The sequence below is a fragment of the Melioribacter sp. Ez-97 genome (assembly GCF_051488665.1).
Lineage (GTDB): Bacteria > Bacteroidota > Ignavibacteria > Ignavibacteriales > Melioribacteraceae > Melioribacter.
The window spans coordinates 180,863-195,199 of the sequence record NZ_JBPSEG010000001.1 but is presented as its reverse complement, the minus strand read 5'-3'; the positions used below and the strand labels follow the sequence as shown (position 1 = coordinate 195,199).

The window sequence follows — 14,337 nt, the reverse complement described above, 5'->3', positions numbered from 1 at the left end:
TCAATTTTTGTTTCTGAAGATAACTGTGAAAGTTGTGCCGACGCCTTTCTCGCTTTCGACTGAAATATCGGCGTTGTTTATTTCGCAATATCTTTTGACTAAGGCGAGTCCCAGTCCGTTGCCTTCGAACTGTCTGGTATATCCGCGCTGTTCCTGAGAAAAAGCCGAGAAGAGATGCGGCAAGTATTCTTTTGATATACCGATGCCCGTATCGGAAATTTTTAATACTACGTCTTTAGTGTCGTCATTGCGGTATGCGGTTATTTCTATTTTGCCCCGGAAAGTATATTTAATCGCATTGTCGGTAAGGTTTACAATTATTTGCGTTATCGAATATTCATCTGCATAAACTACCAGATCGGCGTCTTTAATGTTCAATATAAAATCGAGATTTTTCTTCCGGGCTTTGTGTTCAAATTCAAGAGAGAGATCTTCCAATAGATTAGAGAGATTAATATTCTTGTATTTGATTTCGTAACTTCCCGTTTGGAGTTCGGACATGTTGAGTATCAGGTCGATTGTCCTTACGATTCTGTCGCCGGCTTTATCGATCGAATCGAAACTTTCCTTAAGCATTTCGTTATTGTCAGCGTCGATCGATTCCCTGATTAGTTCTACGAAATTAAGGATCGTATTTATTGGCGAGCGGATTTCGTGCGACATTTGAGCCAGAAATTCGCTTTTGAGTTTTTCGGAGCTTTCGGCTTTTTCTTTTGCTACGAGTAGTTCTTTTTCGATTTCTTTTCGCTCGTTAATTTCCTGAACCAACTTTTCATTCAACAGGGTTTTTTCTCTTATCAGGGATTCAAGTTCGTTTTGTCTTTTCCGCACGGAATTTATTTTGACTTTGTAACTTGCAACGATAGCGATAAGTAGTATCAGCGCCGCCGCCAGTCTGAACCACCAAGTCTGGTAAAAAGGAGGGTGGACGATAATTTTAAGACTAACGCCCTCTTCATTCCAATACCCGAACGAATTTGCCGCTTTTACATGGAAAGTATATTCGCCCGCGGGAATTCTCGAAAAGACCGCGTAGTTTCTGTTCCCGATATAATTCCAGTCTTTATCCAGACCTTCCATTTTATAGGCGTATAAATTTTTATCGGGAGCTGAAAATTTCATTGCGGCAAATTCAATTGTAAAGACGTTTTGCCTGTATGAAAGGTGTATCTCTTTCAAAAATGAAATATGTTTCGGTAAAATTATGTCGCCGTCGATTTCGTCGCCAATCTTTACGGGCGAGTTGAACAGCTCGAAATCCGTCAGTACGATTTTAGGGGGAATCGTATCGATTATTATTTCGTCGGGTTTAAATAGAACCATTCCTCTGTTTCCGCCAAAAACAAATTCGCCTGTCTCTTTAAGTACTTCGGCGGATCGAACATAATGTTCATTACTGGGCAGCCCGTTGCTCTTGTCGAAATTGATGAATGATTTTTTGGAAGGATTAAATTTTGATATGCCTTTGTTTGTGCTGATCCATAAATTACCTTCTTTGTCCTCCAGAACGGCTTGAATATTATTATCGGGCAATCCGTCGTTTTTAGTAAAACTTTCGAATGAAATATTGCCGTTTTCGTCGGTAATGATTCTGTTAATTCCCTGCACAGTTGCCGCCCAAAGTCTGCCCCTGCTGTCTTCATATAAACTCAGGACTTTATTATCGCTGATGCTGTTTGAATCATCGGGATTATGTTTAAAATGTCTGAAAGTTTTATTTTTATAGTCGAACAAGTCAAGCCCGCTTTCGTCCGTTCCGATCCAGATTCTTCCGCGGCTGTCCTGAAAAGCCGTCCATAAATTATCGCTTGCAATACTGTTTGTATCTTTCGGATTATGTCTGAAGTGTGTAAACCTGTTTTTACGTTTGTCGTAAATGTTCAAACCGCCGCTATATGTGGCAAAAAGAAGTTCGCCTGTATTAATTTGTGTAATTGAAAAGACAAGATAGCTGCTTAGTTGCGGCGTTGTGTAATTGATAAAATTGTTTCCCGGCGGATTATATCTCGATACTCCCAGATCGGTCGAAATCCAGATGTCGCCTTCCCGATCCTGATAAATTGTTCGAACTCTGTTATCCATCAAAGAATTGGCGTCGTCAGTGTTATGTGCAAATTTAACATAGTTCTTGCGCGAAGGATTTAACCGGTAAACTCCATTGCCGTATGTGCCTATCCATAAATACCCTTTGTTGTCTTCGAGCACTGAATAAACCATTACTGGATTGTCGCCTGATAGTTCATTTTCAGGCACGGTTAAGAAACTGAACCGGGATTTTTTGAAGTCGAGTTTATTGACGCCTCCGCCGTTTGTCCCGACCCAGATTATTCCTTCGTTATCCTTACAGAGAGAATATATATTGTTGCTGTTCAGACCGTACGGATTATTGGGCTGATATTTATAATGAGTAAATTTTTTCGAAGTTTTGTCGAATTTATATAATCCGTTAATGTTAGTGGCAATCCATAAATTATTGTCGTTATCTTCCGTTATCGACCTGATTGTTTTATCCGGGCTTTGCGCTGTAAACGGATTAAAATGACGGACAAAATTATTCCCGGCAGGGGAGTACTGATTTAAACCTTCGCTGGTTCCTATCCAGACCCGACCCGCTTTATCTACGAAGAGCGCATTGACAAAATTACCTTCGAGACTCTTTCCGTCGTTCTGAATGTTAAAATAAAATTCCGAGCTGTTGTTTTGGGGATTAAATTTTATCAGTCCGTTCCATGTGCCCAGCCAAATAAATCCGGAGCTGTCTTCCGCCATTGAGGTAATATACTCCGAGCGTTCGTATTTGTGAAACGGAATGATTTCCGTATAGTCGATAAATCGGTCGGTTCCGAAATCGTATCTGCACAATCCCTCTTCAGTTCCGATCCACAGTCTCTCTTTGGAGTCGTATAACAAAGCCCGTACGCGATTTGAAATCAACGAATTGCTGTTTCTGTCTTCTTTGCGGTATCGTGTAAATTTATCAAGAGAACGATGGTATCTGTTTAGCCCTTCTCCCAGCGATGCAATCCAGAGGTCTTTGTTCTTATCCTCAACAATTGCATAAAAGCCCTGTCCCGCGATGCTTGTCGAATCGTTCTGGTCTGTCTTATAAACCTTAAAGCCGAAACCGTCGTATCTGTTGAGTCCGTCGAATGTTCCGAACCATAAAAATCCCTGCGAATCCTGGAAAATACAAAGTACGGTATTCTGCGAAAGTCCCTCTTCGGAAGTGATATGTTCGAAACGGTAGTCCTGCGCTATTACTGTTGATACGAACAATATTGATAACAAGAACGCTAAAAAAAGATTTTTGTTTGCAGGCAGCCGTTTATACATACATTATTTTTTTTATTTGTATCTTCAAAAATAACTATATACCCCTTTATTATCGAGGGAATAGAGCTTTTTTTAAATGAACTGAATTATTGCGGAAAATGTTCATAACCAAAAAGGAGGATTTATGTTCGGTAAAGCGGTTATTCTGTTCTTTACGTTTACTCTGGCTTTTGCACAGGGTAATATTTATGATTTTAAAGTAAAAGATATCGACGGTAAAGAAGTATCTCTGAAGGATTACGAAGGGAAGGTTCTGATGATTGTAAACGTTGCAAGCAAATGCGGATTTACGCCCCAATACGAATCCCTTCAAAAAATTTATGAAAAATATAAAGAAAGAGGTTTTGAGATACTGGCATTCCCGTGCAACGATTTCAATGGACAGGAACCCGGTACCAACGAGGAAATAAAAGAATTTTGCTCTGCAAATTACCACGTTACATTCGGCTTGTTCGATAAAATTCATGTGCTTGGAGAAAATAAAGCGCCGCTTTACGATTATCTGATTAACAGCGAAGGTATTGAAAAGGGCGACGTGAAATGGAACTTCGAAAAATTTATAGTCGATAAGAACGGGAAAGTAGCAGCCAGATACCGAAGCCCGGTAAAACCGGACAGCAAGGAGATAACCGGTTTGATAGAAAAATTACTCGGCGGAGCTAATTAAGTCCCAAAGCTTCTTTGACCTCCATTTTGGCGGCTATCATGTCCCTGTGGCTTAGCTTCAGATTGTTGGTTACTAGTCTTACGAGGTGGTCTTCGTAACGGTTCAGCACTTTGTCTGCAAAAATCAAATGCCAAATTTGTTTTACGAGCTCGTATTTTTCTTCGTTGTCGAAATATTTGTTTATTATCTCCGTGAATTCGTATATGCTCACGCTGTGTAGAATAGCGTCTTCGGCAATATCGAGAAGCTCGTGAGTTTCTTCGTCATTTAAATCGAATAAACTTTTTATCGAATTAATTAGTGTTTGTCTTTCCTCGTTAGTAAATTCATTATCCGATTTGGCGATTTCCAAAAAAAGAGAGGCTGTAGCCAATTGTAATTTTTTATTGAACTTTTGATTATTTAAAATAACATCCAGCTTAGACATTTTGTTACTCCGGTATTCATTAGATATAAAAATATTGGCTGGCAATATAAAAAAGATAATCGATAGAATTTTGATTATCGTTTGTCTCAAGAAAAAATTTTTTTGACTTAGTTTAGAAAACAGCCGAAAAACAAAGGGGGAATATAAATCAATTGAGTAATTTTTATTTTTTTGATTCAGGCAATTGCTAAAAAAAATTTTTTTAGTTAAGTTGCCATTCCCACGTGAGAGACGAAAAGTTCTTAAAGATTTAATAAACAAGTTTCGTTCACCAATTGATTGGAGAACTAAATGAAGGTTAATCGTATATTTACAGTCGAGGGCAAGGACCCTTTTGAATCGATAGAATTTGTTAAGAGAACCTCCGAAATTAAAAATCCGGACGGTTCCATTGTCTTCCGTATGGAAGAAGTGACCGTGCCCAAAGAATGGTCGCAGGTAGCTACCGATATAATAGCCCAAAAATATTTCAGAAAAGCGGGAATTCCCAAATTACTCAAAAAAGTTAAGGAAGAAGGAGTTCCCAAATGGCTTCAGCCGTCGGCTCCCGATCCGAAATTGAGCGAGTTGCCCGAAAAAGACAGATATACGTCTGAAACCGACGCTCGCCAGGTATTTCATCGTCTTGCCGGAACCTGGACATACTGGGGCTGGAAAGCCAAATATTTCGATACCGAGCAGGATGCTAAAGCATTTTACGACGAACTCGCTTTTATGCTGGCAAAACAATATGCCGCCCCGAATTCGCCTCAATGGTTTAATACGGGATTGAACTGGGCTTACGGCATCAACGGACCCGCTCAAGGACATTATTATCTCGATTTTCAGACGGGCGAGTTAAAACAATCCGAAGACGCATATACGCATCCACAGCCGCACGCATGCTTTATTCAGTCGATTAAAGACGATCTCGTCAACGAAGGCGGAATAATGGATTTATGGGTGCGCGAAGCCCGCCTCTTCAAATACGGCTCGGGCACCGGCACAAATTTTTCCGATATCAGAGGTGCAAACGAGCCTTTGAGCGGAGGCGGCAAGTCGTCGGGTTTGATGTCTTTCCTTAAAATTGGCGACCGCTCGGCGGGAGCCATTAAATCCGGCGGAACTACGCGCCGAGCTGCCAAGATGGTAACTCTCGATATCGACCATCCCGACATTGAAGAATATATTAACTGGAAAGTCGTAGAAGAACAAAAAGTAGCCGCTTTGGTCTCAGGTTCGAAGTTATGCAATTTCCATTTGAATAATATAATGAAAGCCTGCTACGAGGAACATCCCGAAAACGACCGTTTCAATAAGAGAACGAATCAAAAATTAAGAAAAGCTGTCATCGAAGCGCGAAGGGCAAAAGTTCCCGAAAATTACATCGACCGCGTTATCAAACTGGCTAAAATGGGCTTCCGTTCCATCGAATTTCCCGTTTACGACACCGACTGGAATTCGGAAGCGTACGCTACCGTTTCCGGACAAAATTCGAATAATTCAGTCCGCGTTTCGAACGAATTTATGAAGGCGGTTTTGAACGACGACGATTGGAATCTTTATTGGCGTACGGAAAAAAAGAACGCCGCCAAAGAAGGCAGAAAACCCGTTGCCTGCAAAACTTTGAAGGCAAGAGACCTGTGGGATCAGATTGCATATGCCGCATGGTCGTGCGCCGATCCCGGTTTGCAATTCGACACTACTATTAACGAATGGCATACGTGTCCTCAAAGCGGAAGGATTAGAGCTTCCAATCCGTGCAGCGAATATATGTTCCTTGACGATACGGCTTGTAATCTGGCTTCTTTGAATCTTGTCCGTTTCTACAACGAAAAAGAACACAAATTTAATATAGAAGCTTATCGGCATGCGGTAAGGCTATGGACAATTGTTCTTGAAATAAGCGTGTTAATGGCTCAATATCCGAGCAAAGAAGTAGCTCAGAACAGCTATGAATTCAGAACGCTCGGACTCGGATACGCTAATCTCGGTTCTTTATTGATGCGGCAGGGAATTCCGTACGACAGCAAAGAAGCTACGGCTATTACAGGCGCGCTGACCGCCATCATGCATATGCACGCATATGCAACGTCGGCGGAAATGGCGAAAGAACTGGGAACTTTCCCGCGTTATTCCGAAAACAAAGAACATATGCTGAGAGTAATTAGAAATCATCATCGCGCAGCTTATAACGTTCCGGCAAAAGAATACGAAGGACTTTCGATTATTCCGATGGGAATCGACCCTGAATATTGTCCTTCCGATTTACTGAAAGCAGCCCGCCAGGATGCTGATATGGCTTTGAATTTGGGAGAAAAATACGGCTTCAGAAACGCTCAGGTTACGGTTATTGCTCCCACCGGCACAATCGGTCTGGTAATGGATTGCGATACTACCGGTATCGAGCCCGATTTTGCCCTGGTTAAATTCAAAAAACTCGCCGGCGGCGGTTATTTCAAAATTATAAATCAATCGATTCCCCCGGCTCTCAGAAAACTCGGGTATAACGAAGACCAGATAAAAGAAATTGTAAAATATGCCAAAGGGTCGGGCACTCTTGAAGGTTGTCCTTATATCAATCATGAATCCTTGAAAGCCAAAGGCTTTACCGACGAAATACTGAATAAAATCGAAAATATTCTTCCGACGGTCTTTGAACTTAGTTTCGCATTCAATAAATATACACTCGGTGAAAAGTTCTTAAAAGAACAACTCGGTTTTACAGAGGAACAAATTAACGACATCGAATTCGATTTATTGACTGAACTCGGATTTACGCGGGAAGAAATTTCGGCAGCCAACGATTACGTTTGCGGTACGATGACAATCGAAGGCGCCCCGTTCCTGAAATACGAGCACTATCCTGTTTTCGACTGCGCAAATAAATGCGGCAAAAGGGGAACGCGGTTTATCAAGCCTGAAGCTCATATAAGAATGATGGCTGCGGCTCAGCCCTTCATTTCAGGCGCAATTTCCAAAACGATTAATCTGCCGAATTCGGCTGAAATTGAAGACATCAAAAACGCTTACATGATGTCGTGGAAGCTCGGTTGCAAAGCAAACGCTCTCTACCGGGACGGCTCCAAACTTTCTCAGCCTCTCAATACAATGACAGAAGAAGAAATCGAGGAAATCCTCGAAAAGAAAGAGGAAAACGATATTGTTAAGATTGCGGAAAAAATCATTCACAGATACATTGCCAAAAGAAGGAGACTCCCCGACAGAAGAACCGGTTATACTCAGAAAGTGAAAATTAACGGTCAATCGGTTTATCTCCGCACCGGAGAATACGAAAACGGACAATTAGGCGAAATCTTTATCGATATGCACAAAGAGGGAGCCGCTTTCAGGAGCCTTTTGAATTGTTTCGCCATTTCGATTTCGCTCGGACTGCAGCACGGCGTGCCCCTCGAAGAATTCGTTGACGCGTTTGTATTCACTCGTTTCGAACCGAGCGGCATTGTTACCGGTCATCGAAGAATTAAAATGGCTACTTCCGTTATCGACTATATCTTCAGAGAGCTTGCGGTAACTTATCTCGGCAGAAACGACCTGGCTCACGTTGACGAGGAAGAAGTTTCGGGTAAACGGAAACAATCGGCAGCATCGTGCCGTACTGTAGTTGAAACCGATTTTGTAGACGAAGAGGTCGTAAGCGAGAGAATGGTGGAACTCGACAAAGATTCCGATAAAGACAACGGAAAGTGGACGTCGTCTTCGAACGAATCCAAAATTAAAATGATTTCCCGCAACGACCCCGTTGCCAAAGCGAGAGAACAGGGATACACGGGGGATATCTGTCCGGAGTGCCAGAGCATGACAATGGTTCGTAACGGCACATGCTTGAAATGCACCACATGCGGCGCTACCACCGGCTGCAGTTGATTTTAAGTAGAGGGGGCGCAGCCCCCTTTTTTTATTTTATTACGGAATCGCCGGGTTTTTTTATATTTGCTCTGTTCTTTTTAATTCTGTCCATTTTAATTGACTTTTTATCCTAAAAGGGATAGTTTTTCAATCTTGATTTGGAATTATGATAGCCGATAATATTAAAAATATACTCGATAAAATCGATAAGGCGTGCAGTCGTTGCGGACGAAGTTCAACGGAAATTAAATTAATCGGCGTATCGAAAACAGTTTCGACCGAAAGGATACTTGAGGCTTACAGAGCCGGACTTAAAGTATTCGGCGAAAATAAAGCCCAGGAATTGAAACAAAAAGCGGAAACGCTTTCGGACTATCAGGATATCGAATGGCATTTTATCGGTCATCTTCAGACAAATAAAGTTAAGTATGTTATCGACAAAGCCGAATATATACACTCGGTCGATTCTTTGAAACTTGCTGAAGAAATCGAAAAAAGAGCTGAGAAAATATCGAAAATCCAGAAAGTTCTGCTGGAAATCAAAACTTCCGAGGAAGTTTCGAAATTCGGATTGACCGATATCGAAGAAATTTATAGAGTGGCGGAATTTTGCAAAAACTCCGCAAACTTAAAACTTATGGGATTGATGACTATCGCTCCTTTTGTGGACGACGAAAATATTGTCAGAAATGCGTTTATAAATTTGAGAAATTTAAAAGATAAATTGAAGCAAGACGGATTTGAAATGACTGAATTATCGATGGGTATGACGGGTGATTTTGAGATAGCAATCGAAGAAGGCGCTACGATGATACGTATCGGAACGGCAATTTTCGGAGAAAGGGGTAACTGAAATGAAGTTTACTCCGTACGGCATAAAGAACCAGGAATTCAATAAATCCGTAAGAGGATACGACCGGGACGAAGTCAAGGCGTTCTTGGAACGGCTGGCTGACGAATTCGAGAGAATATCGAATGAAAACGAAAGATTGCTTAAAGAAATTGAGTCGAAAGAAGAACAATTGGCAGAGTACAAAAAGATCGAGAAGAATTTGCAATCGGCTCTCCTTAGCGCTACGGAAACAACTTCGAAAGCCGTCGATTCTACCAAGAAGCAAACCGCTTTGATGATAAAAGAAGCCGAAATTAAGGCGGCTCAAATTGTCGAAAAAGCCAAAGAAAGCGCCGATGCTTTACGAGAAGCCGTCATTAAACTGAGAGAGGAAAAGAAATTATTGATTGCAAAATTAAAAGCTATGGTGGATACGCAGTCCAATCTGATAGAAATAATTACCGATAAAAATAAAACAATGCCGGACGTTAAAGTTAAAAAAACGGCAATCGCCGAATCATCCAAAGAAGAACAATCGGATATTAATGTGGACGATATTTTGGAGAAATTGTTATGAGCAAACTGATCGAAAACATTAACGAAACTTTGAGCGTCATCAGAAAGTACACCGACAAAAATTATGAAATCGGAATTATTTTGGGAACGGGACTGGGCGGTTTGGTTAAAGAGATCGAGGTGGAACACACGATTGACTACGGCGAACTTCCGCACTTCCCGCTTTCGACTGTCGAGTCGCACCAGGGTAAATTAATATTTGGTAAGATCGGCGATAAAAACGTTGTTGCAATGCAGGGAAGATTTCATTATTACGAGGGATATTCCATGAAGCAAATCACTTATCCCGTCCGTGTAATGAAATTTCTCGGCGTTAAATATTTGATGGTATCCAACGCCTGCGGAGGCATGAATCCGCTCTACAGAAGAGGGGATATAATGCTGATTGTCGACCATATCAATTTGCTTGGCGACAATCCTTTGATCGGTCCAAATGAGGACGACCTGGGACCGAGATTCCCCGACATGAGCGAGCCTTACAGCCGGGAATTGATAACATTGGCAGAAGAAGCGGCTTTAAGAAATAAAATACGCATTCAAAAAGGCGTTTATGTGGCGGTGCCGGGACCGAATCTGGAAACCAGAGCCGAATACAGATTTTTGAGAACTATCGGCGCCGATGTAGTCGGCATGTCGACCGTTCCGGAAAATATTGTGGCTAATCATATGGGGATGAAAGTTCTCGGCATCAGTATAATTACCGACGAGTGTTTTCCCGACGCGCTTAAACCGGTATCCTTAAACGAAATACTCGAAGCCGCAAACGAAGCGGAACCGAAAATGACATTGATAATGAAAGAAGTGATTCAGGCTTTATGACCGAGAGGAAAAATATCTATTACGCCACGCCGGGCTTGCTGGCTGTGATTATTTTTGCGTCCGATTTTTTAAGCACCGAGATATTCAAATCGGGTTATCAGGATTTTTCCGTCTGGTTCCTTCTCTCGCTTTTTGCATTTGTTTGCGGATGGCTTATTAATAAAACGCTCGGTTATAATCACGGAGGCAAAGTAATTTTTGCGGTGATAATTTCCGTTTCGTTTGTAAGCGTTGTAATGATAACTATGTTCAGGGAATATTTCGGATTGAACGATCTGCTCGTTGAGAATATGATCCTCTATTTATTGAGAAACGTAATGCTGGGTTCGATGGCGTTGTTCGGAATGGTAACGTGCGAACTTTTAATATTGCAGCGCGACAAAGTAAACGCCCCGAAAAGCCGCGACGAAATTAAAAATCTGCTTGAGTCGGCTAAAAGGGAAGCGAACATTATTATTGACGAAGCTAAAATCGGCGCCGATAAAATAATTTACGAAGCGCAAAAAACAGCCGACGAAATAATAAACCGGAAAAGTCAGCTCGAAATGCAGCTGAAAGAATTAATTGCCGCAGAAAAAGAATTAATAAAAAAATACGAATCGGAAGAATAGTTACTCATAAATTATAGAGATATTGAGATGTTCAAACAATTTGACGAAAAAATAAGTTACCCAAAAATCGAAGAAGAAATTCTGAAGTTCTGGCAGAAGAACAAAATATTCGAAAAGAGTATCGAAACAAGAGACGCAAATTCTCATTTTACGTTTTACGAAGGACCTCCTACGGTAAACGGGAAACCCGGCATACATCACGTAATGGCTCGAACTCTGAAAGACCTCGTGTGTCGTTATAAAACGATGAAAGGTTTTCGCATTCAGCGTAAAGCCGGATGGGATACTCACGGACTTCCTATCGAAATTGCTCTCGAAAAAGACCTCGGGTTTACTCAAAAATCGGATATCGAAAAATACGGCGTAGGTAAATTCAATAAAAAAGCTAAAGAGCTCGTTTACCATCACATCGAAATGAAAGAAGGGTGGCGCACATTAACCGAAAGAATGGGCTACTGGATAAATCTCGACGATCCGTACATTACATGCACGAACGAATATATCGAATCGGTTTGGTGGGCGTTATCCGAATATTTCAAAAAGGGATTGATTTATAAAGGTTTTAAGATAGTTCCGCAATGCCCTCACTGCGAGACCCCATTGTCTTCGCACGAGCTTGCTTTGGGATACAAAGAAGTTCGCGACCCGAACGTTTATGTCAAATTTAAATTGAAAGACGAGGACGCATCGGTTCTGGTATGGACGACAACGCCGTGGACGTTAATTTCTAACGTGGCTCTCGCAGTCGGAGAGGATATCGATTATGTGAAGATTAAAACCGAAAATCACGGGACGCTCTATCTGGCAAAAGCCCGTCTGTCCGTTATTACTGAAGATTACGAAATACTGGAAGAACTGAAAGGGAAAGACCTGCTCGGCAGGGAATATGTGCCGTTATTCGATTACATAAAAGTTAATAAACGGGCATGGTATATCGTATCCGGCGATTTTGTAAGCACCGAAGACGGTTCCGGAGTAGTGCACATTGCCCCGGCATTCGGCGCAGACGACTACGAAGTTTCTATGAAATACGATCTGCCTTTCATTCAACCGGTAACAAAAAACGGACGCTTTACCGATGAGGTTACGGATTTTGCGGGCAGATTAATCAAGTCAATCAAATTCGAAACTCACGAAGAAAAAGGAGTCGATCCCGATATCATAAGAAACCTCAAGGAAAGGGGATTGATTTACAGAGCGACTACCGATTATCTTCACTCCTACCCGCATTGCTGGCGATGCGACAATCCTTTAATCTATTATGCGCGGGACAGCTGGTATATCAGGACCACACAAGTGGCTCAAAGAATGATCGAACTCAATAAAACCATCAATTGGCATCCGCCGGAAGTCGGAGCCGGCAGATTCGGAAACTGGCTCGAAGAAAACAAGGATTGGTCGCTCTCGAGAGACAGATATTGGGGAACTCCGCTTCCCATATGGGTAAACGAAGACGGGGATATGTTTGCCGTCGGATCGATCGCGGAATTGAAAGAAGGCTTTGTTCTAAGGGACGGAAAGAGGATTGCCGTAAAAGATTTACCCGAAGATGAAATCGATTTGCACAAACCGTTTGTGGACGAAATTAAATTCGAAAAAGACGGTAAAATTTATACCAGAACGCCGGAACTGATCGACGTCTGGTTCGACAGCGGCGCCATGCCGTTTGCGCAATTCCATTATCCGTTTGAAAATAAAGAATTGTTCGAAAAGAATTACCCGGCGGATTTTATCTGCGAAGGGATCGATCAGACGCGCGGCTGGTTCTATACTTTGCATGCAATCGGCACTATGCTTTTTGACAGCATTACTTTTAAGAATGTTATAGTAAACGAACTGGTGCTCGACAAAAACGGACTTAAAATGTCGAAGTCGAGAGGAAACACAGTCGATCCGTTCGCATTATTCGAAAAATACGGAGCTGATTCGACCCGCTGGTATTTGGTTACCACAAGTCCGCCGTGGAAACCGACATTGTTCGACGAAGACGGAATCGTTGAAGTGCAAAGGAAATTCTTCGGAACTCTGGTTAATACCTATTCGTTCTTTGCGCTTTATGCAAACATCGATAATTTTACGTATAAAGAAGATACGATACCGTACGCAGAAAGACCGGAAATCGACAGATGGATTATTTCCAAATTGAACGCGCTCGTGGAAGAATACGAAAGATATATGGAAGACTACGACGTCACTAAAGCAGCGCGGGCGGTATCTAATTTTACTATCGATCAATTGTCCAATTGGTACGTGCGCAGAAACAGGCGCCGGTTCTGGAAATCGGAAATCAATAAGAATAAATTATCCGCATATCAAACTCTTTACGAATGTCTGCTTACAATTTCGAAACTAACCGCTCCTTTCGCTCCGTTCATTGCAGAAGAAATTTATCTTAATTTGAATTCGGTTACCAAGAAAGAAGATTACGAGTCGGTGCACCTGGCATACTATCCGAAACCCGACTACAGGGATAAAGAACTGGAAACAAAAATGGACGTGGCTCAAAGAGTGGTTTATCTGGCGCGTTCGATAAGAGCCAAAAATAATCTGAAAGTGCGTCAGCCGTTGCAAAAGATGATGGTCTATGTGGATAAGGATTTACGCGAAGCGCTCGCAAAAATGAAAGATGTTGTTTTGGAAGAAGTTAATATTAAAGAAATGGTAATCCTGGAAGACGACGCCGGTATCGTAAACAAAAGCGCCAAACCGAATTTCAAGGCTATCGGTCCTAAATTCGGAAAACTCGTAAAGAAACTGGCTGAAAAGATAAAAGAGCTTAATAAAGAAGAGATTGCGCGTATTGAGAAAGGAGAGCCGGTTGAGATTGAAGTCGATGGCGAAACAGTTTCGGTTGGCAGAGAAGACGTGGAAATTGTCAGCAGCGAAATTGAAGGCTGGCTCGTTGAAGCGGAAGAAGGAGTAACGGTTGCAATCGACACAGAACTGACAGAGGAACTTATTGCCGAAGGATATGTAAGAGAATTCGTCAACAGAGTTCAGAATATGAGGAAAGACCTCGATTTCGAAGTAACCGACAGAATTAATCTCCATGTAGACGGCGACGGTAAATTAATTAAATATTTGAGCGATTTCAGCGATTATATATCAAATGAAGTTCTTGCAAATACGATAATGTTTAATTCCGAAGGCGGTAATATCCAGGAATGGGAACTGGGGGATTATAAGTGCAAGATCGGTATTGAAAAAGCATTAACCTAGTAAC

9 protein-coding genes are annotated in these 14,337 nt (G+C 41.8%); 7 read left to right on the top strand and 2 right to left on the bottom strand.

Annotated features, from left to right (window positions below; translation table 11 throughout):
- Positions 1 to 3,333 carry a two-component regulator propeller domain-containing protein gene (locus ACSSWA_RS00830; protein WP_437354703.1) on the bottom strand — a complete coding sequence of 1,111 codons (3,333 nt, stop codon included), beginning with the start codon at positions 3,331 to 3,333 and terminating at the stop codon, positions 1 to 3.
- A gap of 124 nt (positions 3,334 to 3,457) precedes the next feature.
- On the opposite strand from ACSSWA_RS00830, the gene ACSSWA_RS00825 reads away from it, so the two are divergent.
- Entirely contained in the window at positions 3,458 to 4,000 is a 543-nt protein-coding gene (locus ACSSWA_RS00825) for a glutathione peroxidase (RefSeq protein ID WP_437354702.1), read from the top strand.
- Here ACSSWA_RS00825 and ACSSWA_RS00820 read toward each other — a convergent pair.
- Positions 3,993 to 4,427, bottom strand: a complete 435-nt coding sequence (locus ACSSWA_RS00820; RefSeq protein ID WP_437354701.1) for a TerB family tellurite resistance protein — start codon at positions 4,425 to 4,427, stop codon at positions 3,993 to 3,995. The genes ACSSWA_RS00825 and ACSSWA_RS00820 overlap by 8 nt on opposite strands.
- A gap of 291 nt (positions 4,428 to 4,718) precedes the next feature.
- Here ACSSWA_RS00820 and ACSSWA_RS00815 point away from each other — a divergent pair, with 291 nt between their 5' ends.
- The 6 genes from ACSSWA_RS00815 to ileS all read left to right on the top strand — a co-directional run bounded on the left by ACSSWA_RS00815 (position 4,719) and on the right by ileS (position 14,333).
- Complete coding sequence (locus tag ACSSWA_RS00815; protein WP_437354700.1) at positions 4,719 to 8,294, top strand: vitamin B12-dependent ribonucleotide reductase; 3,576 nt, start codon at positions 4,719 to 4,721, stop codon at positions 8,292 to 8,294.
- A gap of 148 nt (positions 8,295 to 8,442) precedes the next feature.
- A complete protein-coding gene (locus tag ACSSWA_RS00810; RefSeq protein WP_437354699.1) occupies positions 8,443 to 9,129 on the top strand; it encodes a YggS family pyridoxal phosphate-dependent enzyme in 687 nt (228 codons plus the stop codon).
- Between the two features lies 1 nt (position 9,130).
- Positions 9,131 to 9,685: a DivIVA domain-containing protein gene (locus ACSSWA_RS00805; RefSeq protein ID WP_437354698.1), complete on the top strand. Its 555-nt coding sequence runs from the start codon at positions 9,131 to 9,133 to the stop codon at positions 9,683 to 9,685.
- Positions 9,682 to 10,503, top strand: coding sequence for a purine-nucleoside phosphorylase (locus tag ACSSWA_RS00800; RefSeq protein WP_437354697.1), 822 nt, complete (start codon positions 9,682 to 9,684; stop codon positions 10,501 to 10,503). Before ACSSWA_RS00805 ends, ACSSWA_RS00800 begins: the two co-directional genes overlap by 4 nt.
- Positions 10,500 to 11,114, top strand: coding sequence for a DivIVA domain-containing protein (locus ACSSWA_RS00795; RefSeq protein WP_437354696.1), 615 nt, complete (start codon positions 10,500 to 10,502; stop codon positions 11,112 to 11,114). Before ACSSWA_RS00800 ends, ACSSWA_RS00795 begins: the two co-directional genes overlap by 4 nt.
- A 27-nt stretch (positions 11,115 to 11,141) precedes the next feature.
- On the top strand, positions 11,142 to 14,333 hold the full coding sequence (gene ileS / locus ACSSWA_RS00790; protein WP_437354695.1) for an isoleucine--tRNA ligase: 3,192 nt from the start codon (positions 11,142 to 11,144) through the stop codon (positions 14,331 to 14,333).
- Positions 14,334 to 14,337 lie beyond the last annotated feature (4 nt).

Coding starts and splice junctions, on each gene's coding strand:
- ACSSWA_RS00830 (WP_437354703.1), bottom strand. CDS start 3,333: ATGTATAAACGGCTGCCTGCAAACAAAAATCTTTTTTTAGCGTTCTTG.
- ACSSWA_RS00825 (WP_437354702.1), top strand. CDS start 3,458: ATGTTCGGTAAAGCGGTTATTCTGTTCTTTACGTTTACTCTGGCTTTT.
- ACSSWA_RS00820 (WP_437354701.1), bottom strand. CDS start 4,427: ATGTCTAAGCTGGATGTTATTTTAAATAATCAAAAGTTCAATAAAAAA.
- ACSSWA_RS00815 (WP_437354700.1), top strand. CDS start 4,719: ATGAAGGTTAATCGTATATTTACAGTCGAGGGCAAGGACCCTTTTGAA.
- ACSSWA_RS00810 (WP_437354699.1), top strand. CDS start 8,443: ATGATAGCCGATAATATTAAAAATATACTCGATAAAATCGATAAGGCG.
- ACSSWA_RS00805 (WP_437354698.1), top strand. CDS start 9,131: ATGAAGTTTACTCCGTACGGCATAAAGAACCAGGAATTCAATAAATCC.
- ACSSWA_RS00800 (WP_437354697.1), top strand. CDS start 9,682: ATGAGCAAACTGATCGAAAACATTAACGAAACTTTGAGCGTCATCAGA.
- ACSSWA_RS00795 (WP_437354696.1), top strand. CDS start 10,500: ATGACCGAGAGGAAAAATATCTATTACGCCACGCCGGGCTTGCTGGCT.
- ileS (WP_437354695.1), top strand. CDS start 11,142: ATGTTCAAACAATTTGACGAAAAAATAAGTTACCCAAAAATCGAAGAA.